The organism is Bacillus cereus group sp. BceL062, assembly GCF_051780025.1.
Classification (GTDB): domain Bacteria; phylum Bacillota; class Bacilli; order Bacillales; family Bacillaceae_G; genus Bacillus_A; species Bacillus_A toyonensis.
The window spans coordinates 197,270-216,422 of record NZ_JBPWGY010000004.1 but is presented as its reverse complement, the minus strand read 5'-3'; the positions used below and the strand labels follow the sequence as shown (position 1 = coordinate 216,422).

The window sequence follows — 19,153 nt, the reverse complement described above, 5'->3', positions numbered from 1 at the left end:
GAGAGGAAATCAAATATTTATGTTAAAATAAAAGTAAGATTGTGAAAGATTGCACTTATTCTATAGGCTCCAAACAGCTACATTCGATTTTCGTAGTAATAAAATAATTGAATTTGATTAAATAGGAGGGCTATTTTGGAGATTACATTAATTTTCATATGTATAATATTGGTGGCTTCTGTTTTGCAAGCCAGTACAGGTTTTGGCTTTTCTATAATGGCAACACCTTTCTTACTCATGTTATTTCTACCGCAAGAAGCTATACAAATAAACATTATTTTATCATTAATTATTTCAATATCACTCATTTGGAAAATAAGAATGGACGTTGATTTTATTTTACTGAAACGGTTTATTTTTGGAAGTATAGCCGGTGTACCTTTTGGAATTTTAATCTTCATTTCCGTTAACATAAACACTTTTAAATTAACAATTAGCATCCTACTCTTACTATTAACATTGTTGCTAATATGCAATGTTAAAGTTAGATCAACACCGTTTAGAGATTTCGTAGTTGGTGGATTATCAGGACTTTTAACGACGAGTATCGGTATGCCCGGACCTCCTTTGTTACTTTACTTTACAGGAACTGATACTGAAAAAGAGAAGTTGAGAGCAACTACTTTGGCTTTTTATCTGTTTATATATTTCATTAGTCTACTAACTCAAATACTCTTTACTGGAACGGACATAACAATTTGGAAATCAAGTTTTTATGCAATTCCAATTGTATTTTTAGGTTTGTTTATAGGTCAAATTATTTTCAAATGGCTTAATCAACAAGTTTTTAAAATATTTACATATATCCTTTTGAGCTGTACAGGTATTTATCTTCTTATTGATAGTTTGCATTTGTTATAGAAAATGCTTTAGATTGCGCAATAACAGCTTGGTTTAAATGAAATTATTGTTGTATTTTTAAGCTACAAAATCATCCGATAAAAAGCGGCTATTATGCCGCCTTTTACATTAAATATTTTATAAAGCAAAGACCTGAACTTACTATCACGAGTATATTAAAGAATAAGAAAAAACCTTTTTCGAAATCTGTATACTTTTCTACTTTTACTCCGCGTTTTTCCAACTCCATAATAATCATCGCAACTTCATGTGCATACGCAATACTTCCAAACTGTATATAATTGTTATTATATTTAATCTCAAAAACGTTTTTCATTTTTTTATGTTGCGAAATAGATTGTATATCTCCTATTGGCATGCTATGTTCATTTGTTTTTCCGAAATAACAATCTAACCCTTTCATTATCATTCTTTTATTCGTTAAAACGATATAATAATAAAAAGTAGCTCCTACGTAATATATATTCGGTATAACTTTGTTATTTGCCATATATCCTTCATCTACTAATAGTTCCTTCTGAATTTCTTCACCAGCTTGTAATTCGTTGCGAATTGATTCTTCTAACATTTGTAAAGTTAATTTTTTTAATAACTCTCCATTTCTCACATAATACTTATCTATATTTATAGACTCATTCGCTTCTTTCTCTAAACGTGTAATTTCTTCTTCTGAATATTGGAGCTCATTTAGCATCGATAATAATCTTTTATCCATATTACACACTCCCTTTCCACAGTTTTTGAAGTTTTTTCTTTCCACGAGAGATTCGATTGTATATATAGTCAGCCGTTACTTTTAATTCTTTTGCAATATCGTCAATGGAATATCCATCAATATACCTCTTTAAAAAGATATATCGATCCTTTGTATTTAAATCTTGTACGATTTCCATAATCTCTTCTTCTTGTTCTATTTCATACTTATCATGGATACCTGCATCTATTTCTACGTCTTTATCAATTTTATTCTCTTTATATACTTTCTTTTTATATTCCAATGCCTTTAATTTAGTAATACCAATCATCCAAGATTTTAAGTTGCCCTTTTCTATATCAAATTGTTCGATTTGAAACCAAATGATAGTAAATACATTATTATAACAATCATCCACATATTGTTTTTCAATAGGGGTACTTAATGATTTATGAATAATGTACAAAACTAATTTTCCATATTGATCAATCACTTCTTTCAAAGCATCTTAATCGCGTTTTTTCATTGCTATAATTAAATCCTCTTCAGAATCGAAAATCATAAACATCATCCTTCCTCAGTTCCCCTTTAGCAACTGCTTTTACTTACTATTGGCATTTCATTCTCATTTTCTATCACTTTTGTAAAAATTTATTAATTTTTATTTTCACTTTATATAATAACAAATAAAAAACCGAAGTTAAAAAAGTGAATCCCACTTTCTCAGCTTCGGTTTTACAAGTAATGTTATAACGTAAACTAACGTCTCAGGTTTGTCTTTTTACTCATTTTTTATTTAACCCTTTCTCACTTAAAAACTCTTTCATATGCATTCTTTTCTCTTTGGACATAAATGAGCTCATTGATTCCGTCCATGTTATGTTTTTTTGATTTGATGATCTTTCTTTGTAATATGCGCTCATCGTTTCATCATATTCGTTTAATAATTCATCATATTTCTTTTCATCATATCCATTTTCATGAAGAATTGCTGCTACCGGTAAACGTGGTTTCACTCCATGTTCTTCATCTGGCACACCGACTGTCATTCCAAACACAGGATATACTTTATCCGGTAAATGAAGCAATTCACTCACTTCTTTCGGGTTATTACGAATACCACCAATATAACAAATACCGTATCCTAATGATTCCACTGCTAGTGCTAAGTTTTGCGCAAAAAGTGAAGCATCTACCGTTGCAACGATAAAATCTTCCACCCCTTCATGCTTTATCTCTGTACCATGCTTTTCACACGCCATTTCAAGTCGCTTTAAGTCTGCACAACAAACAAAGAATGCTGCACACTCTTTCACGTGACGATTTCCAGATAGTTCTGCTAGTTTAGCCTTTAGGTCTTGATCGGTTACATATACAACAGAATAGGCCTGTACAAAATGCGAGGAAGCGGCATGCTGCGCAGCTTGAACCATTCTTTCTACTACATCTTTCGGAATGGATTCTTCTTTATATTTACGAACTGAAACGTGTTGCTCCATTTTATGTATGATCTCATTCATGAAAAACACTCCTTTTTTCTCTTCATAATGAAAAATTAACATATCTTTTTCAATATTCACAACTTATAAGCACAAAAAGAGCAATTCTTTTTGAATTGCTCTTTTTAAAATGTCTATCGATACGGTAAATGAAATTATATCAACGATAATTTAAATATATCAACGATTCCTTGCACTATATCAACGATTTTTCGAATATATCGACGATTCGACAAGAAATATCGATTTACCGACAAATAACGACAAAATTACCCCAATTTATTTCTTGTCTTATTACGCTGCTTTCAAAACTTTAATACCTTTTACGATATTCCAAATGAAGTAGTAAATTCCTACAAGAATGAATACTGCATATGTTATAGCCATCCCAATTCCCGCGCCATCAGATTGATCGAAGCCTAAACCGTATACGCCTGATACTGCTAATCCAGCAAATAAGATTGCGTACGGAAAAACATGTGACCAAAATGCTTTTTTCGCGTGATATTTCACTTCATCTTCCGCAACGAAGTACACGATAATTGGCAGTAAAAATGGTGCAAAAAAGATACTAAAGTAACATAGTGAAGATAGAATATTATTTCCTTTCATCCGATTCACCTCTAAATAGTTTTTGTTATCTTCATTATGTCAGGAATCTACTCCAGAAACTATCGCTTTACCTTTCATGAACATGACATATTTGTAAGATTTCCCTCAAAAAATCCCGCCTGGAATGCTGGCGGGATCACTTTCACTATATTCGATTCATAAACCAATATTGCGTAATCGCTAAATATTCTCGGACATTTGATGAAATGATAATGGGCTTCGGTGTTTTGGCAGGAAGCCCTTCTAATTGCAAACCTTGTTTTGCTGCTATTTTTTTCGCTCTAAACATATGGAAATCGTTCGTTACAATCATACCTTTTTTCATATTGGCTGGAATTAACGGTTTTGAGAATGTAATATTCTCATCTGTACTCGTTGATTTATCCTCCATTATAATACGGTCTTCTGCAATATTTTGTTTCATTAATCCTTGTTTCATCGCTAATGCTTCTGAAATATCTTCACCTTTTCCTTGTCCGCCAGATACGATAGCGATTGTTTTCTCATGTGATTTTAAATATTCAGCTGCTTTATCAATACGATATTGTAATGAGTACGATGGTTTCGTCCCATTTACTTTCGAGCCTAATACAATGATATAATCAGCATCGTCGGTAGCTTTCATATGCCCATGCTTATAAATGTTATATTGTAAAAAAACCGCGTACACAGCGCAAACCGTTATAATTGCTATAATATACTTAATTATTTTCTTCTTTCTCATATCCATATACTCCTATGTTCTTTGCTTCTTTCATCATAATATCCATTTATTCGTTTGTATACAGACAAATTCCAAATAACCCTTATTTATCCTCTAAAAGGTAATATTTCTATTATTTTTGGGAATAGTAAGTACAACTTCGCACGAAGGAGTGTCCCTATTGCTTCTCTTTTTATGTAACGTATCATTCTTTTTTATTTTATTTTTACTATCGCTTAAGTTACTTGGTAAATCTGCATTGGCACAACTAACTCCTCATGATTTTGGGGCTATTATCTTTTTATCTTATTTAGCTTTTCAAGCCATACCAGTCGCTGGTGCTTTACAAGCATTTCTCGGTATGGTCGTTATTACATGTTTGCACTTACTTCTTACAAAATTAAGCTTACTCAACAAACTAAATCGTTTCATTCTCGGACACCCCATTATTTTAATTAAACATGGTGATATTATTTTTGAGAACTTACAAAAAAGTAGATATCCGATACCCGAATTGCTTTCTAACCTTCGCGTCGCCGGATATCCAAGTGTTCATGAAATTGAATACGCTATTTTAGAAGCGAATGGAGCCATTAGCATTTTACCAAAGCGAGAACTTGTACCATTGACTCCAAAGGATATGAATATACATGTTAAGTATGCTGGATTACCAATAGCCCTTATTGTCGATTCTCAAATTCAATACGATAACTTAAAGTTGATCCATAAAGACGAAAAGTGGTTATATAAAGAGTTAAAAGAAAAAGGCATCACAAATATTAAAAATGTGGCTTTTGCGTCTGTTCAAGAAACGGATGGATCTTTTGCGATTAGTTTAAAAGAATGAAAAAATCCCCTTACTTGCTCAAGGGGATTTTCTTCATTATATTGGTTCTTTCTTTCCTGCCATATGTAATGGAACAGGATGTTTCATACGATTCATCGTAAATACGATAATTGCTGTCAATACTTCCGCAACCGGCATAACGAGCCAAATTCCGTTTATTCCAAATAACTTTGGCATAATCCATAACAACGGAATAATAAATAGTAACCCTCGGCTCATTATAATAAGTACTGATTTCTTCGTTTGTCGCACTGATTGGAAGTACTCTCCATACACAATGTTGTAGCCTAAAAATACGTATTGGATAAAGAACAAGCTAATACCTGTTAACGTTAACTCCAATAGTTCTGGCGATTGGACATCAAATAGACCAATGATATATTTCCCGAAGAATAATCCGACAATTATCGCAATGCCTCCGAGTACAACCGCAATCTTCACAGCAAACTGTAATCCTTCACGCAATCTTTCTGATAAATTTGCACCGTAATGGAAACTTGCGATTGGTTGTAATGCTGCTCCAACACCAAAGAATAATAGTAATGCCATCGCATGAATGCTATTCACCATTGCATAGGAAGCGACTCCTACTTCTCCTGCATATTGAACGAATGCGATGTTAAAACCAATCGTTACGATTGCTACTGTACTTTCTGCTGTAAAACTCGGGAAACCAATCACCATTATTTGTTTAACCGTATCCCATTCAAAATGGAATTTCGTCCACTTTAAAATACTACTCTTTCTAAAGAAGTGAGTTAATAATACAAGGAAACCAATTGCTGCCGAAAGAATAGTCGCTGAAGCAGCACCTGTTACACCCCATCCAAAGATGAAAATAAAGATATAGTCAAACACTATGTTTAATACAGCCGTTACAACAAGACCTGCCATTGCTAAATTAGGATTTCCATCATTTCGTATAAATGTACTTAAAATATTTTCTAACACGTATATCATTCCAAATGTTAATAACACGTGTAAATAGTCTAACGCATACGGTAAAATCACTTCATTTGCACCGAATAAGTATGCTAAATCTTCTATTCTCCATACGCAAATAGCCGCTAAAACGCCTACGATAATAACTGCTACAGTCATAGATTGCGTAAAAATAGACCTTGCTCTTTCAAGTTTATTTTCGCCTAGTGCAATCGAATATAATGTTGCTCCGCCCATTCCAATCCATAATGAAATGGAGAAGAAAATCGAAAATGCTGGAATAGCGACGTTTACTCCCGCTAAACCGTTCGCTCCAACTCCCCTACTAATCATGACCGCGTCAATCACAATATTAACTGACATTAATACCATTCCGAGAACTGCTGGTATTAAATATGAAATAAATAAACTTTTTATCGGTTTTTCTCTTAATTTTTCTGTTGCTTCCATACTAATATGCTCCTTTTTTCAACGCTCTGTTCACAGTTTAAACCTTCAAGTAACTTGAAGGTCAAGAGAGAATTTAAAAATAGGTAACTTAATTATCGTCATTGATGCCGATTTGTAATTAGTACGAGTCTTACACCTTATTTCATTGTTTTTTCATTATAGGGATTTGAATTTCCGTTACTTGCTCCTCTGGATTTTCTGTTACAGACCAATCAATTAATGCAATCTCAATCGAGTCTCCACTCACTTCATATCCCTCTTGAGAGATGTATTTCATTAACTCCTTGTATGTTTCATCTGTTTCTTCATATGGTCCATGATGATAAGCACACGCAAATTTACCTGCTTTAATTTCATCTGAACTATGTACTTGAAAAGGCATATAATCCAAAAGAATAAAAACACTATTGTATGATTGAAATTCATTTTGAATTAATGCTTTTTTGGCAACCGTTACACCGATATCTCCAGAGAATAAGCTATTATCTATTTGTTTCATATTTTTCTGCAACGAATGGATATAATACTCAAACATATCATCTGTTGTATTTGGTGCAACCGCAATCGCTGTAATCTTTCGCTGCGGGATTTCTTTAACTATGATTTTTTCAGCTTTTACTTTCGTCGCTTCCTTAATTACATAAATTCTATGTTCCATTTTTGCTAAAGCATACTCAATTTCTCTTTGCTTCTTTAACATCATTTCTTGTTGCTTTTCAAGTAAATTAAGCGCATAAGATGGGTTCCGCTCATCAATATATTTCTTAATTTCCTTTAACGGAATATTTAACTGTCGTAAAAATTTAATCGTATCTAACAGTGAAAACTGATCAATTGTGTAATAACGATAATTCGTTTGCGGATCGACAATAGACGGGTGAAAAATTCCTTTTTCATCATAATACCTTAATGTAGATTCTGCGATATTATGCATTTTTGCCATTTCTCCAATTGTAAAGCGTTTGTTTATTAACATATTCCATTCTCCAATTCATTAAAAATGTTTCCTTATTTCTTCTTATTATATATTGATTCCCTCTATACCTAAATCGAATCTCATCATGAAAATCTGCTATTTTTTCATTGATTTTTTATAAATTTTATTATATATTGATTACAGGTTCAAATTACAAGTTCAAAAGAACTTGTAATCAGACCCTTTGTTTAATGGGTTTTACATATTTTCATTAGGCAAATTCCGAGAAATCGTTTAATAAAAATACAAAGTGATAAGGAGAGGATCAAATGGAATTCGAATTTTTCTTTCAAATTGCACTTATTTTATTAAGTACAAAGCTTGCTGGTGACCTTAGTGTTAGATTAGGTCAACCTTCTGTACTCGGTAAATTAATTGTCGGTATCGTTATCGGTCCAGCTGTATTAGGTTGGATTGAAAACTCAGAACTTCTAACACAATTAAGTAATGTTGGTGTTATTCTTTTAATGTTTATGGCTGGACTTGAAACAGACTTAGAAGAATTAAATGCAAATCGTAACTCTTCTTTAGCAGTTGCACTCGGAGGTATCATTCTTCCATTCGTAGGTGGTTATGTTTCCGGTCTTGTTATGGGAATGGAACAAGGGAATGCTGTATTTTTAGGATTACTTCTATGTGCGACAAGTGTTAGTATTTCCGTTCAAACACTTCGCGATTTAGGTAAGATGAAAACACGTGAAAGTACAACGATGCTTGGAGCAGCTGTATTTGATGACATTCTTGTTGTTATTTTATTAGCATTCGCAATGAGCTTCTTAGGTACAGACGATGTTAACTTAGCAATGGTTATCTTGAAGAAGGTCGTATTCTTCGCTTCTATTATTTTAATCGGATGGAAAGGTGTTCCAGCGATTATGCGTTGGTTATCACCACTACGCGTATCTGAGTCTATCGTGAGCGCGGCTCTTATTATCTGTTTCTCATTCGCATATTTCGGCGAATTATTAGGAATTGCTGGTATTATCGGTGCTTTCGCAGCTGGTATCGCAATTTCTCAAACGAACTACAAACATGAAGTAGAAAAGAAAGTAGAACCGATTGCTTACGCAATGTTCGTTCCAGTATTCTTTGTTAGTATCGGTATGAATATTACATTTGAGGGTATTGGTAATCAAATTTGGTTCATCTTAGCATTAACAGTTATCGCTGTCTTCACAAAACTAATCGGTTGTGGATTTGGTGCACGCATGACTGGATTTGATGCAAAGTCTTCTGCAATTATCGGTGCTGGAATGGTTTCACGTGGTGAAGTTGCACTTATCATCGCAGGAACAGGTCTTTCTTCTGGACTATTAGCACAAGATTACTTTACAGCTATCGTTATTGTCGTTATTTTAACTACAATGATTACACCACCAATGTTAAAATACACTTTTGGTGCCAAAGATAAAGCAATGAAAGCAAGTAAATAAGTTTACTATAATAAAAGGAGATTACTATTTTATAAAATAGTAATCTCCTTTTTCATTTTCCCTTTAAACAATCTCATTCGTCTTTAACCATTTTTCAAAAATAGTCCTTGCTTCTTCATCATCAATATTATCACGAAATGAATATACTTTAATGCCATAGTCATCGATATATTCACCTAGCTTCATTTCCTCCACTTTCTTATAAAAATCGTCTACCTCATAGTGCGGAATATAAGCATCCCAAACTGGTTCCTTTATTCTTTTGTACGCTGTCACTTCTAAATCATATCCATCTTCATAATATCCGATGTGATAATGTTGACTAGGATCATATTTCTCCATTCATATCCCCTCCCTTTAAAAAACTACCATATTTCACGTAATAAACAAAAGCGAGCCTTATATTACAGCTCACTTTTGCTCTTTTATTTGATTAAATACGCTCCATCGCTGTCTTCAACGTACCAACAACGAAAGCAATTTCTTCACTTGAAATAACAAGAGGCGGCGCTAATGTTAAAACATTATTATACCCTGCTGTTGTCATACCGTTTCGTCCTATAATTAAACCTTTTTCTTTACAAGCATTTACAACAGTCGCGATTTTGTCGTTATCAATCGGTTCTTTCTTCTCTTTATCATTTACAAGTTCAATTCCTACTAATAGACCTTTCCCTCTAATATTTCCAACTAGCGGATGTTCCCCGATTTCTTCTTTTAATTGCTCTAATAAAAGTGAGCCCATTTGTGCAGAGCGTCCAATTAAATCTTCATTTTCCATAATCTCTAAGTTTTTAAGTGCTAATGCACAAGCCGCCGGGTTTCCACCAAATGTATTAATATGGCGGAAAAATTCATATTCCCCAGTTCCTTTAAATGCTTCATAAATTTCTTTTTTCACAGCTGTTGCTGATAATGGTAAGTATGCACTCGTAATACCTTTCGCCATCGTAACGATATCAGGCTTAACATCATAGTTCATAAATCCAAATGCTTTTCCTGTACGCCCGAAACCACAAATCACTTCATCACTAATGAGTAGCGCACCGTGTTTTTGACATGTTTCATGAACAGCTTTCATATAGTCTTGTGGTGGCATTAAAATACCTCCGCCTGTAATGATCGGCTCCATAATAAATGCGGCTATCGTTTCACTTAATTCCCATGTCATAACACGATCTACTTCTTTCACACACTCTACATCATAAATATTTTGTGATTCCATTTCTGGCATACGATAACAATCTGGCGGTGTTACGTGTAAAAATCCTGAGGCAAAAGGCTCATATTGATATCTACGCTGCGCTTGTCCCGTCGCTGCCATTGTCGCCATTGTATTTCCATGATATCCTCGGTAACGTGACATAAATTTATAACGATGTGGTTCACCTTTATGTGCATAGTATTGCCTTGCTATTTTAAAAGCTGTTTCATTCGCTTCTGACCCACTATTTGAGAAGAAAATAACATATTCTCCTCCAAGCCACTCATTTAACTTTTCAGCAAGCTTTATTGCTGGCTCATGTGATTGCGACATCGGAAAGTACGATAATGTTTGTAATTGTTCATAAGCCGCTTCTGCGAGTTCTTTTCTTCCGTACCCACTATTCACACACCAAAGACCACTCATACCATCTAAATATCTTTTTCCATGTATATCTTCAACCCAGCACCCTTCTGCTTTTGCCCCTACCATTGTACTACTTGGACTAAAGGGACGCATGCCGTGCCAAACATATTGCTCATCTTTTGCTAATAATTCGTCAGTTTGTTTCGTTTTCATCATTTCTTCCACCTTCCATAACAACTTATTTTTCACAAAAGCTGCGCTGGTGCCATGATGATTTAAATTTCTCCCTGCTTATTTTCATTCCACAAAATTATGACAAATCCTACTTACAACACAGTAATATTTATCCCGCATTAACGGGCAGTAAAACTCCCACCCCAAAATTCAGCTGGAGCAAAGAAGTTAGGTGGGAGATTAACTGCCCGTAAAAGCCCGATTGGTGCGGGCTAATAATCAGTGAGCATGACCCCCCCCTACTGATTAAAGTTTCACTTTATAAGAAAATGACAAAAGAAAAAGAGCTTTTCTTTTAATACGAAAAGCTCCTCTTTTTTAATGTGAAGATGCGTCGCTAATACCATGACCAGTATTCGATTTCACAAGAATTTCATCAAACTTCGCTACATCTTCTTTCTTACTAGAGAAAATAGTTCCTAAATATGCTGCTAGGAAACCAAGCGGAATCGAAATAATGCCAGGTGTCGTATATGGGAATAAGGCTTCTCCAACAAAAATAGCTTTTCCAGCTACAGGGTTCCAGACGTTTGGACTTAACGCTACAAGAACAATTGCTGATACGAGTCCAACGACCATACCAGAAATGGCACCCGTTGTATTAAAACGCTTCCAATAGATTGTAAATAATATAACTGGTAAGTTTGCACTAGCCGCGACTGCAAATGCTAATGAAACTAAAAATGCTACGTTTAAGGTTTGCGCAAATAACGCAAGTATAATAGATACTACAGCTACTCCAATCGAAGCATAACGAGCCATTGACACTTGCTCTTTTTCCGTAGACTTTCCTTTACGGATAATCTCGTTATAAAAATCATGCGCAAATGCTGATGCTGCTGTTAATACAAGTCCTGCTACTACAGCTAAAATGGTTGCAAAGGCAATGGCTGATACGAAAGCAAATAAGAAGTCCCCACCTAATGCTTTAGCTAATAAAGGTGCTGCCATATTACCAGCAGGATTTGCTTTAATAATCGCCTCATTTCCTACAAACGCTGCTGCTCCAAATCCTAAGAAAATTGTCATAATATAAAATGCGCCAATTAACCATGTCGCATACACAACAGATTGACGTGCCGTTTTTGCATCTCGCACTGTAAAAAAGCGCACAAGAATATGTGGTAATCCAGCTGTACCAAGTACTAGTCCTAAATTTAAAGAAAGTGTATCAAGACCATCTTTATACTTTACTCCTGGATTTAAAAACGAATCTTTTAATGGCGTAGCTGTTTTCATTTGAGCAAACATTTCAGTCACACTAAAATTAAATTTTGCAAAAACGATAACAGAAATAATAAATGTACCAGCCATTAGTAATACAGCTTTAACAATTTGTACCCAACTCGTAGCAGTCATACCACCAAAAATAACATACACTGTCATTAATGTGCCAACGATTAAAACTGCTGTCGTATATTCTATTCCTAATAATAATTTAATAAGTGCACCCGCACCGACTAATTGGGCAATCATATAAAAAATTGAAATTGTCATCGTATTCAGGGCAGCAATACCGCGAACTTTTTTCGCATCAAAACGCGCTGCAATCATATCCGCCAATGTGTACTTCCCTAAATTTCTAAGCGGTTCTGCAACTAGGTATAATACGACTAAATACGCAACTAAAAATCCAATACTATAAAAAAATCCATCAAATCCAGTTAACGCTATCGCTCCAGCAATACCGAGGAATGACGCAGCAGACATATAATCCCCAGCGATGGCCAGACCATTTTGCCAACCCGTTAATCCCCCTCCAGCCGTATAAAACTCACTCGCATTTTTCGTTTTTTTCGATGCAAAATAGGTTATGACGAGCGTACCAAGAACAATAATTAAAAATAGTGCAAACGCAGTAGTATTCAAATTCAACTCCTCCCTTTTTGCATATCTTGTAGAATTTTCCGCGAAATTTCATCAAAGGATTGAGCTTTCTTACTATAAATCATACATAATGACCATGTCATAATAAATTGCGCAAAAGCAAATACCCATGCCCATGTCACATCACCGAATGCTGGTGTATTAAGCACTTTCGAATACGATGTTAAAATAGGTAGCGCAATAAAAAAACTGAAAAAGAAAATACTCATTGGAACGATAAACTTCTTCTTCGTATTTAATAACAATTGAAATTCTTCTGACTGAACAACCTCTGTATAATTCACTTCATTTTGCAACTTACGTGCTGACGTATCATCTCGTTTCATACCCTACTCCCCTCTCCAACTCGAAATACACTTCCCCTTCGAATACACAAAGACTAAATTTTATAAATATTCAGAAACTTATTTTCATTTTAGACAATCCATACATTCCTGCAAAGATTTTTCGGTAGACATTTTTCGTCAATTTTCTCTAAATTTTTAATATACTTTTTCACAATAAAGTGCAACTTAAATCCGTATGGGTTTCGTACACCCCACACCGATTATTAGCCCGATTCTAACAAATACCTGTACACATTTTTTCCTCTTCTAAATTACGAGCTGTTTCGCTTAATTCAACGTCTTTTCCATCTTTAAGCGTTCCAAATATAAAATCGAATACTGGATTTGAAACACCAAATCAAAACTTTTCGTTTTTATAATGGTGTAATATATGCTGTTTTTTTAGCCACCTTCCAAACTTAGTGACGGGACGAATCGGCTTATGTGCAATATAATGTTTCCATTCATAAACAAGGAGCATGATAATCATTCCGATTCCAAATGAAAGTGTAACGGTAACACTTTTTGTAATACTATATGATATAAGTAAATATATAGTAAAGCTAGGTACACTAAACCATACAGGCAAAAATAAAAGTTTCAAATCATCTGGGTATACGTGATGATCATAATGTAATCTTCTTAACATTTTTAATAAAAATACGTTTTTAGGCGGCTTTAAATGGAATAAAAAACGATGGGTCATATATTCGTTAAGCGTATTAAAAACAATACCAAACAGACACGCTAACATACCGATCCATGTGAAAAATTGCATTTTTAAAATAATGATGAAAATAAATAAAATACTATACATAATAACAATATCATGCTGTAAAAAGAACTCTTTCCCTACTCTCTTCATCTTACTTCCCCTTTTTCAAAAAAAACAGCCGCAACGTATCGTTACGACTATTTCTTTTCTATTCACTTTACAAATTTGCCCGCTGTTCTATTGTCGAGAAAAAATTGTTTGTTCCAAATATATTTTGCTTCGGAATAATGTGTTCTACTGCAAACACTGTTACTTCTCCCCTTTGTACCTCTCCAATAATGAGTCCAAATACTTCATGATTTACTGCAAACGTTGGTTGTTTCGTTTGTAGCAATCTGGCTGCAGTATTAAATACCGCTTCATATAATGGATCCCTATCAGTAATTTCTTTTCGGATTTTTGGTGCTAACGTAATAATAATTTCTTTTCCGTCAATAGTGGTTCGATACATAAAAATCTCCCCTTCAATCTTATGTGAACAACTGTAAAGCTTTGTATGCAAAATGGATAGAATATCCTACTAAAATAATACCTGCTCCGGCTGTTATGTAGCCAAGTGCTTTCTGTTTTAATAAAGTCCTTCCAAAATGTACAGAAAAAGCAATATTTAAATTCCATAAAATAATACCAACAATAATGCATAGACTGTACAAGAAAGCTTCTTGTTTCGTTACCTTCGTAAGCAATGAGCTAAGTGTGCTTCCATATATACCAAACCAAAAAACAAGATTTAATGGATTGGATATAGCAATTAAAAATCCTGCCATAAACGATTGTTTAAGGCCACCTACCTCTTCTTTTTTATATTCCATATTCGAGTGGGAAATTCCTTGTTTTACACTTTGAAATCCTAAATAAAATAATAAAAAAAACCCCGTGCAATACATAAGAGCTTGTACGTATGTATACATAAACACAGAAGATAAACCGAAATAAATGAGAAGCATAAACAAAACATCTGCAGTCATTCCACCAATTCCAACAACCCACGCATGCCAAAACCCGCGTTCAATTCCTCGTTTTAACATTTCAATATTAATTGGACCTACTGGTGCCGCTAATGAAATACCTAATACAATTTGCTGTATAATTGCTCCAAACATCGCTCTATCCTTTCTACTTCCTTTACTATTAAGTAATGATGTAACCTTTAAAAATAGACTAGCTTTCATAATAAAATACCCTTTTTTATCCAAAATATACAAAAGAGCCATCTAGATGATGGCTCTTATTTCTCTACCTTATGATGAAAAGGACATTTCCCTTTTATTGGCTCAATATCGTCTCCAATAAAATATTGTTTCCATTCTCGATGGTCAAGATCACCGTAATGACTAATGTTAGGATGTTTCGGCAGCTGATCCCACTTTTCAACTCGTTCACGAACCATTTGCCTTGAATAGGCCCCTTTAGGACGATCACCTTCTAATCCATCGAAAATGGTACGTGGCTGAAACCCAATAACGAGTGAATTCCCTAAATGCCTAGTCTTTCTCTGTTTATAAGCGGGTGCATTCCCAAATGCAAATATCGGTTCACCACCGAATGAAAATTCCCATAAATAATGATCTGGATCTTCAGGAATTTGCTGCGGCCATGTTTGATTATCATGTTCATGTAAATACTGTAGTACTTTCCAAAAGTAATCACGATAACATTCAAGTGATTGTTCTTCCCATTCTGGTTCCACAAAAAGAAAAAATCCTCTTCTTACAATTGGACGCTCTTTCATTAATTCTAAAAAAGATAACATTGTATGTGGCAAATGACTCCAATCATTATGAGAAAGAAATGAATAACGAAGTTCATTCTTTTTCAATGCTGTTAAACCGAAATAACATGGGAAAGTTGCTTCTAACACGATGCTTGAAAAATTTTGAAATTCTTTTGCAACCCAATTCGGTATATCCGTTCTCATTCTCATTCCTTCATTATCTAATAAGTACGACTCGTTCATTCTTTCACCTCATTATGTATAGCATTCAATAAAGAATATTACATAACCAGCCTGTCCTATACCTTTTTGAACATTTGACCAGAAAATTATTTAAAAATACAAAAAAATAAAATCGCTTACTTGACTAATTTCTACCAATTCGTGTATATTTAAATTAATCATTTAGCAGAATATTCAAGATTATAGCATTTTTAGTTTATATTATCTTTTCAAATGAATTTCACTAAATGAAAAAAGCAAATGTTTTTAGGAGGAATTGTAACATGCAAGGAAAAGTAAAATGGTTTAACAACGAAAAAGGTTTTGGATTTATCGAAATGGACGGCGCTGACGATGTATTCGTACATTTCTCTGCTATTCAAGGTGACGGCTACAAAGCTTTAGAAGAAGGTCAAGAAGTATCTTTCGATATCACTGAAGGAAACCGTGGACCTCAAGCTGCTAACGTAGTAAAACTTTAATCCAACATATGACAGGAGGTTACCTTACTTGGTAACCTCCTTTGTTATTCCTTTGTATATTTCCGTTTTACAGAGCGAAAACTATGTGAAATGCGCAATTCACAAAGGAGGCAATTACAATGGGTTCAGAAGTAAATGATTTTGAAGAAGTGAAATTCCGTGTAGAAACAGCACAAAAAATGGTAGGTTCTGCAACAATATCAATGGATCCAGACACACTGGAGCATGCCACTACTGCAGTAGAAGCAGCTCGCTCTCAACTTGAGATTATGAAATCTGTTGCAACAGATTTAGATGAGCCATTTTTAATGAATGAGGAAAAGAAATTAAGTAAGTGCGAGCATCAATTACATGAAGCGAAGCACTAAAAAAACATCCAGAGAGTTTTCTCTGGATGTTTTTTATGACAACTGTTCTCCATATTTTTTCAACGTTTCTCCAACTGTACATTGCCTAATACAAAATGAATGGGCATAATATTTACTATTCGTTTTCCGATTATGTTCTCGCAAAAAACATCCTTCACAATACGTTTCTAATAAGTCATTTACCTCTGTAATGAGTTGCTTTTTATCCACCTTTGCACCTCTCTATTCGGTTATTTCTTTATGACTATCAATGACTGTCCCTTCTAATGCTTGCGTTGCTAATTGATGTGCTTCTTTATTTTGTTTTCTAGATATTGGCTCACATACAAGCTTTAATTTCATTTGCTTCGCCTTTCGTTCAATTTGATCTAAGTAATGATTTAAATGCTCATCATAGCAAGGCCATTCTCCAGCCAATTGCTGCAGTACAACTTGAGAGTCTCCACGAAGCGTAACTGCTTCATACTTAATCCCTAATTCTTCGAGTATATTTATACCGTATAATAATGATGCATATTCGGCTTCATTATTATCATATATACCTTCTATATATGCGTTGCGGCGAATTCGGTAGTTTGTATTTCCTTTTTTATAATACACACATATACCTACTCCAGCTTCTTTCGTCTGAAGATCATACCCACCATCAAAATAAACATGTATTTCTTGAATCTCTTCCTCCACTTGTTTACTCAGCTTCTTCATTTCTTTTAATGACCATTCTGCATCCATTTCATCGTAAAATAAAAGTTCTTTCGCTCTTCCTGTTTTCTCAAAATCCTCCGCAAATTGAAGTACTTCCTCTATGTTCATATAATCTGTCGTTAATTCCGTCTGCAATCCGCGTTTTGTTTTATATAACCAATGAATTTTATATTTCATGCTAAATTCCCCTTATATAAGAATTCTTATTTATATTTTATTATATTTTATCAAGAGTCACAGTATTATATTCAATATAATCACATACAAAAAGAGCTATCCCTATAGGAATAGCTTTTTCATCTATTACATAAATCTTTCAAATTGTACTCGCTTATTAATCCAGTACATTACAGGCATACCAATCGCCATTACTACGAATTCACCTGCTGCACATGTTAACCAAGTCCACATAAATGGTAAATCAAATGCAAGATGAAGTTCAATTGCAATCATAAACATTGTAATCGTAAAGATAACTGTATTAAAAATCATACGAGCCCAAACACCTTTAATGAATCGCATAGAAATAATCGTTGCAACTAATGCAAGAATAGATTGCCCTACTCCAAATACTAAATCATAAGCGACCATAGGTGAGAAAAAGAGATTCGTTAAAAATACACCTAATACAATTCCGTAACTTGCTTTCTTATTAAATACAACGAGATGATTAAACATCTCTGAAATACGAAACTGTACACCTGTAAAGCCAAATGGCTGAATAAGCATAGAAACAGCAATATATAATGCCGCTATAATACCATTACCGACTATTGTTCTTATATTCATGACAAAATCTCCTTAGTTTTTTTACGTGGGATGGTTTCGAACCACGTTATTCGTTTTTTAAGCAACAAGATTATATTTTACGCATTAGACACTCTTTCGTCAATAGATTCCTATCATCAACTACCTTTTTTCTTTTAGACAACGTATAATGAAACATATGAAAGATTTAGGAGGTTTCACTTCATGACAGCAACAATACAAAATGAAAAAGTGATCGTTTCCATTTCTGACAAAGGTGCAGAATTGCAAAGCGTTCGCTTAAAAGAAGATAACACAGAATATTTATGGCAAGGTGATTCTACTTATTGGGGACGTCGCGCACCAATTTTATTCCCAATTGTCGGCCGATTAGTAGATAATACATACTACGTAGATGGTAAACCATATTCTTTAACTCAACACGGTTTCGCTCGTGATCTTACGTTCTCTGTAAAAGAACAAAGTGAAACAAAAATCACTTATATCGTTACTAGTAATGAAGAAACATTAAAAAAATATCCTTACGAATTTGAACTACTCATTTCTTATGAGGTAGAAGAACAAAATATACATGTTACATATGAAGTAAACAATCCTGCTTCAAAAGAGATGTTCTTCTCAATCGGAGCGCACCCTGGATTCAACTTCCCACTATTAGACGGCGAATCATTTACAGATTATCATCTATCATTTAACGGTTCTGAACGCTTAGAAACAAGTGTATTAGAAGGACCTTATCTTTCAAGTAAAAAACAATTAATCGCTGAAAATACGAATGAATTGCCACTTACATACGATTTATTCAAAAATGATGCACTTATTTTTGAAAATATGAATACGAATGAAATTTCTATTCGTTCTCATAAACATAATAAATTTGTAAAAGTAGAATTTGCAGGATTTCCATTTGTCGGCGTATGGACACCAGGAGATAACGCACCTTTCTTATGTATTGAACCCTGGTATGGAATCGCTGATGAAATAAATCCAGCAAAAGATTTCAAAGAAAAAAAAGGAATTCAATCTTTACAAGCGAACGAAACATTTACATGCCGTTATAGCATCACAATCGGATAAGTACTCTA

At 34.1% G+C, this 19,153-nt stretch carries 23 protein-coding genes, 1 pseudogene and 1 riboswitch; of the genes and pseudogenes, 6 read left to right on the top strand and 18 right to left on the bottom strand.

Annotated elements, in window-relative coordinates; genetic code table 11:
• Positions 1–135 precede the first annotated feature (135 nt).
• Positions 136–861: a sulfite exporter TauE/SafE family protein gene (locus ACS2MN_RS12105; protein WP_000406807.1), complete on the top strand. Its 726-nt coding sequence runs from the start codon at positions 136–138 to the stop codon at positions 859–861.
• Positions 862–964: 103 nt separating this feature from the next.
• On the opposite strand, the gene ACS2MN_RS12100 is transcribed toward ACS2MN_RS12105, so the two are convergent.
• From ACS2MN_RS12100 to ACS2MN_RS12080, 5 genes are all read right to left on the bottom strand, one after another.
• Positions 965–1,576 carry a PH domain-containing protein gene (locus ACS2MN_RS12100; RefSeq protein ID WP_088055364.1) on the bottom strand — a complete coding sequence of 204 codons (612 nt, stop codon included), beginning with the start codon at positions 1,574–1,576 and terminating at the stop codon, positions 965–967.
• 1 nt (position 1,577) lies between these two features.
• Positions 1,578–2,057: a sigma-70 family RNA polymerase sigma factor gene (locus ACS2MN_RS12095; RefSeq protein ID WP_098806162.1), complete on the bottom strand. Its 480-nt coding sequence runs from the start codon at positions 2,055–2,057 to the stop codon at positions 1,578–1,580.
• 283 nt (positions 2,058–2,340) lie between these two features.
• Positions 2,341–3,075: an oxygen-insensitive NADPH nitroreductase gene (gene nfsA, locus ACS2MN_RS12090; RefSeq protein ID WP_438894701.1), complete on the bottom strand. Its 735-nt coding sequence runs from the start codon at positions 3,073–3,075 to the stop codon at positions 2,341–2,343.
• Between the two features lie 273 nt (positions 3,076–3,348).
• On the bottom strand, positions 3,349–3,666 hold the full coding sequence (locus ACS2MN_RS12085; protein ID WP_000678050.1) for a DUF4870 domain-containing protein: 318 nt from the start codon (positions 3,664–3,666) through the stop codon (positions 3,349–3,351).
• Between the two features lie 145 nt (positions 3,667–3,811).
• Positions 3,812–4,390 (bottom strand): YdcF family protein, encoded by a 579-nt coding sequence (locus tag ACS2MN_RS12080; protein ID WP_001227662.1) that lies wholly within the window; start codon positions 4,388–4,390, stop codon positions 3,812–3,814.
• Positions 4,391–4,550: 160 nt separating this feature from the next.
• On the opposite strand from ACS2MN_RS12080, the gene ACS2MN_RS12075 reads away from it, so the two are divergent.
• On the top strand, positions 4,551–5,216 hold the full coding sequence (locus ACS2MN_RS12075) for a DUF421 domain-containing protein (RefSeq protein WP_000923918.1): 666 nt from the start codon (positions 4,551–4,553) through the stop codon (positions 5,214–5,216).
• Positions 5,217–5,252: 36 nt separating this feature from the next.
• Here ACS2MN_RS12075 and ACS2MN_RS12070 read toward each other — a convergent pair whose 3' ends face one another.
• Together ACS2MN_RS12070 and ACS2MN_RS12065 are read right to left on the bottom strand one after the other, a co-directional pair.
• The gene (locus tag ACS2MN_RS12070) at positions 5,253–6,608 is read right to left on the bottom strand and encodes an MATE family efflux transporter (RefSeq protein WP_000388384.1); all 1,356 of its coding nucleotides are present in this window, start codon (positions 6,606–6,608) and stop codon (positions 5,253–5,255) included.
• Between the two features lie 142 nt (positions 6,609–6,750).
• Complete coding sequence (locus tag ACS2MN_RS12065; RefSeq protein ID WP_087950305.1) at positions 6,751–7,584, bottom strand: MerR family transcriptional regulator; 834 nt, start codon at positions 7,582–7,584, stop codon at positions 6,751–6,753.
• 269 nt (positions 7,585–7,853) lie between these two features.
• Here ACS2MN_RS12065 and ACS2MN_RS12060 point away from each other — a divergent pair, with 269 nt between their 5' ends.
• Positions 7,854–9,017: a cation:proton antiporter gene (locus tag ACS2MN_RS12060; protein ID WP_346994121.1), complete on the top strand. Its 1,164-nt coding sequence runs from the start codon at positions 7,854–7,856 to the stop codon at positions 9,015–9,017.
• A gap of 63 nt (positions 9,018–9,080) precedes the next feature.
• Here the strand turns inward: ACS2MN_RS12060 and ACS2MN_RS12055 are convergent, their stop codons facing one another.
• The 8 genes and pseudogenes from ACS2MN_RS12055 to ACS2MN_RS12020 all read right to left on the bottom strand — a co-directional run bounded on the left by ACS2MN_RS12055 (position 9,081) and on the right by ACS2MN_RS12020 (position 15,766).
• Positions 9,081–9,359, bottom strand: a complete 279-nt coding sequence (locus ACS2MN_RS12055) for a DUF3986 family protein (RefSeq protein ID WP_000417075.1) — start codon at positions 9,357–9,359, stop codon at positions 9,081–9,083.
• Between the two features lie 91 nt (positions 9,360–9,450).
• Complete coding sequence (locus tag ACS2MN_RS12050; RefSeq protein ID WP_000850991.1) at positions 9,451–10,800, bottom strand: aspartate aminotransferase family protein; 1,350 nt, start codon at positions 10,798–10,800, stop codon at positions 9,451–9,453.
• Between the two features lie 339 nt (positions 10,801–11,139).
• Positions 11,140–12,690: a solute symporter family protein gene (locus ACS2MN_RS12045; RefSeq protein WP_001098226.1), complete on the bottom strand. Its 1,551-nt coding sequence runs from the start codon at positions 12,688–12,690 to the stop codon at positions 11,140–11,142.
• A 2-nt stretch (positions 12,691–12,692) separates the two neighbouring features.
• Positions 12,693–13,034, bottom strand: coding sequence for a DUF485 domain-containing protein (locus ACS2MN_RS12040; protein ID WP_000817371.1), 342 nt, complete (start codon positions 13,032–13,034; stop codon positions 12,693–12,695).
• A gap of 235 nt (positions 13,035–13,269) precedes the next feature.
• Positions 13,270–13,899 (bottom strand): annotated as a pseudogene (locus tag ACS2MN_RS12035) (sterol desaturase family protein).
• Between the two features lie 67 nt (positions 13,900–13,966).
• Entirely contained in the window at positions 13,967–14,260 is a 294-nt protein-coding gene (locus tag ACS2MN_RS12030) for a hypothetical protein (protein ID WP_000286358.1), read from the bottom strand.
• Between the two features lie 19 nt (positions 14,261–14,279).
• On the bottom strand, positions 14,280–15,023 hold the full coding sequence (locus tag ACS2MN_RS12025) for a LysE family transporter (protein WP_001196845.1): 744 nt from the start codon (positions 15,021–15,023) through the stop codon (positions 14,280–14,282).
• A 14-nt stretch (positions 15,024–15,037) separates the two neighbouring features.
• Positions 15,038–15,766: a YqcI/YcgG family protein gene (locus ACS2MN_RS12020; protein WP_098806160.1), complete on the bottom strand. Its 729-nt coding sequence runs from the start codon at positions 15,764–15,766 to the stop codon at positions 15,038–15,040.
• A 263-nt stretch (positions 15,767–16,029) separates the two neighbouring features.
• On the opposite strand from ACS2MN_RS12020, the gene cspB reads away from it, so the two are divergent.
• Together cspB and ACS2MN_RS12010 are read left to right on the top strand one after the other, a co-directional pair.
• Positions 16,030–16,227 carry a cold shock-like protein CspB gene (cspB, locus tag ACS2MN_RS12015; protein ID WP_001161728.1) on the top strand — a complete coding sequence of 66 codons (198 nt, stop codon included), beginning with the start codon at positions 16,030–16,032 and terminating at the stop codon, positions 16,225–16,227.
• A 119-nt stretch (positions 16,228–16,346) separates the two neighbouring features.
• Positions 16,347–16,595: a DUF2564 family protein gene (locus tag ACS2MN_RS12010; RefSeq protein WP_000534393.1), complete on the top strand. Its 249-nt coding sequence runs from the start codon at positions 16,347–16,349 to the stop codon at positions 16,593–16,595.
• A gap of 33 nt (positions 16,596–16,628) precedes the next feature.
• Here ACS2MN_RS12010 and ACS2MN_RS12005 read toward each other — a convergent pair whose 3' ends face one another.
• From ACS2MN_RS12005 to ACS2MN_RS11995, 3 genes are all read right to left on the bottom strand, one after another.
• Positions 16,629–16,805 carry a zinc-finger domain-containing protein gene (locus tag ACS2MN_RS12005; protein WP_000358801.1) on the bottom strand — a complete coding sequence of 59 codons (177 nt, stop codon included), beginning with the start codon at positions 16,803–16,805 and terminating at the stop codon, positions 16,629–16,631.
• A gap of 12 nt (positions 16,806–16,817) precedes the next feature.
• Positions 16,818–17,477 (bottom strand): ribonuclease H family protein, encoded by a 660-nt coding sequence (locus tag ACS2MN_RS12000; protein ID WP_000875537.1) that lies wholly within the window; start codon positions 17,475–17,477, stop codon positions 16,818–16,820.
• Between the two features lie 126 nt (positions 17,478–17,603).
• Positions 17,604–18,089 (bottom strand): QueT transporter family protein, encoded by a 486-nt coding sequence (locus tag ACS2MN_RS11995; RefSeq protein WP_001026463.1) that lies wholly within the window; start codon positions 18,087–18,089, stop codon positions 17,604–17,606.
• 6 nt (positions 18,090–18,095) lie between these two features.
• Positions 18,096–18,140, bottom strand: a riboswitch (PreQ1 riboswitch).
• A gap of 132 nt (positions 18,141–18,272) precedes the next feature.
• On the opposite strand from ACS2MN_RS11995, the gene ACS2MN_RS11990 reads away from it, so the two are divergent.
• Complete coding sequence (locus tag ACS2MN_RS11990) at positions 18,273–19,145, top strand: aldose 1-epimerase family protein (RefSeq protein WP_000127408.1); 873 nt, start codon at positions 18,273–18,275, stop codon at positions 19,143–19,145.
• Positions 19,146–19,153: the final 8 nt, after the last annotated feature.

What these genes read in the sequence shown, in the direction of transcription:
- ACS2MN_RS12080 (WP_001227662.1), bottom strand. Translation starts at nt 4,390, where the DNA reads ATGAGAAAGAAGAAAATAATTAAGTATATTATAGCAATTATAACGGTT.
- ACS2MN_RS12010 (WP_000534393.1), top strand. Translation starts at nt 16,347, where the DNA reads ATGGGTTCAGAAGTAAATGATTTTGAAGAAGTGAAATTCCGTGTAGAA.
- ACS2MN_RS11995 (WP_001026463.1), bottom strand. Translation starts at nt 18,089, where the DNA reads ATGAATATAAGAACAATAGTCGGTAATGGTATTATAGCGGCATTATAT.
- ACS2MN_RS12065 (WP_087950305.1), bottom strand. Translation starts at nt 7,584, where the DNA reads ATGTTAATAAACAAACGCTTTACAATTGGAGAAATGGCAAAAATGCAT.
- ACS2MN_RS12100 (WP_088055364.1), bottom strand. Translation starts at nt 1,576, where the DNA reads ATGGATAAAAGATTATTATCGATGCTAAATGAGCTCCAATATTCAGAA.
- nfsA (WP_438894701.1), bottom strand. Translation starts at nt 3,075, where the DNA reads ATGAATGAGATCATACATAAAATGGAGCAACACGTTTCAGTTCGTAAA.
- ACS2MN_RS11990 (WP_000127408.1), top strand. Translation starts at nt 18,273, where the DNA reads ATGACAGCAACAATACAAAATGAAAAAGTGATCGTTTCCATTTCTGAC.
- ACS2MN_RS12030 (WP_000286358.1), bottom strand. Translation starts at nt 14,260, where the DNA reads ATGTATCGAACCACTATTGACGGAAAAGAAATTATTATTACGTTAGCA.
- ACS2MN_RS12060 (WP_346994121.1), top strand. Translation starts at nt 7,854, where the DNA reads ATGGAATTCGAATTTTTCTTTCAAATTGCACTTATTTTATTAAGTACA.
- ACS2MN_RS12050 (WP_000850991.1), bottom strand. Translation starts at nt 10,800, where the DNA reads ATGAAAACGAAACAAACTGACGAATTATTAGCAAAAGATGAGCAATAT.
- cspB (WP_001161728.1), top strand. Translation starts at nt 16,030, where the DNA reads ATGCAAGGAAAAGTAAAATGGTTTAACAACGAAAAAGGTTTTGGATTT.
- ACS2MN_RS12025 (WP_001196845.1), bottom strand. Translation starts at nt 15,023, where the DNA reads ATGGCTCTTTTGTATATTTTGGATAAAAAAGGGTATTTTATTATGAAA.
- ACS2MN_RS12085 (WP_000678050.1), bottom strand. Translation starts at nt 3,666, where the DNA reads ATGAAAGGAAATAATATTCTATCTTCACTATGTTACTTTAGTATCTTT.
- ACS2MN_RS12055 (WP_000417075.1), bottom strand. Translation starts at nt 9,359, where the DNA reads ATGGAGAAATATGATCCTAGTCAACATTATCACATCGGATATTATGAA.
- ACS2MN_RS12040 (WP_000817371.1), bottom strand. Translation starts at nt 13,034, where the DNA reads ATGAAACGAGATGATACGTCAGCACGTAAGTTGCAAAATGAAGTGAAT.
- ACS2MN_RS12070 (WP_000388384.1), bottom strand. Translation starts at nt 6,608, where the DNA reads ATGGAAGCAACAGAAAAATTAAGAGAAAAACCGATAAAAAGTTTATTT.
- ACS2MN_RS12020 (WP_098806160.1), bottom strand. Translation starts at nt 15,766, where the DNA reads ATGAACGAGTCGTACTTATTAGATAATGAAGGAATGAGAATGAGAACG.
- ACS2MN_RS12000 (WP_000875537.1), bottom strand. Translation starts at nt 17,477, where the DNA reads ATGAAATATAAAATTCATTGGTTATATAAAACAAAACGCGGATTGCAG.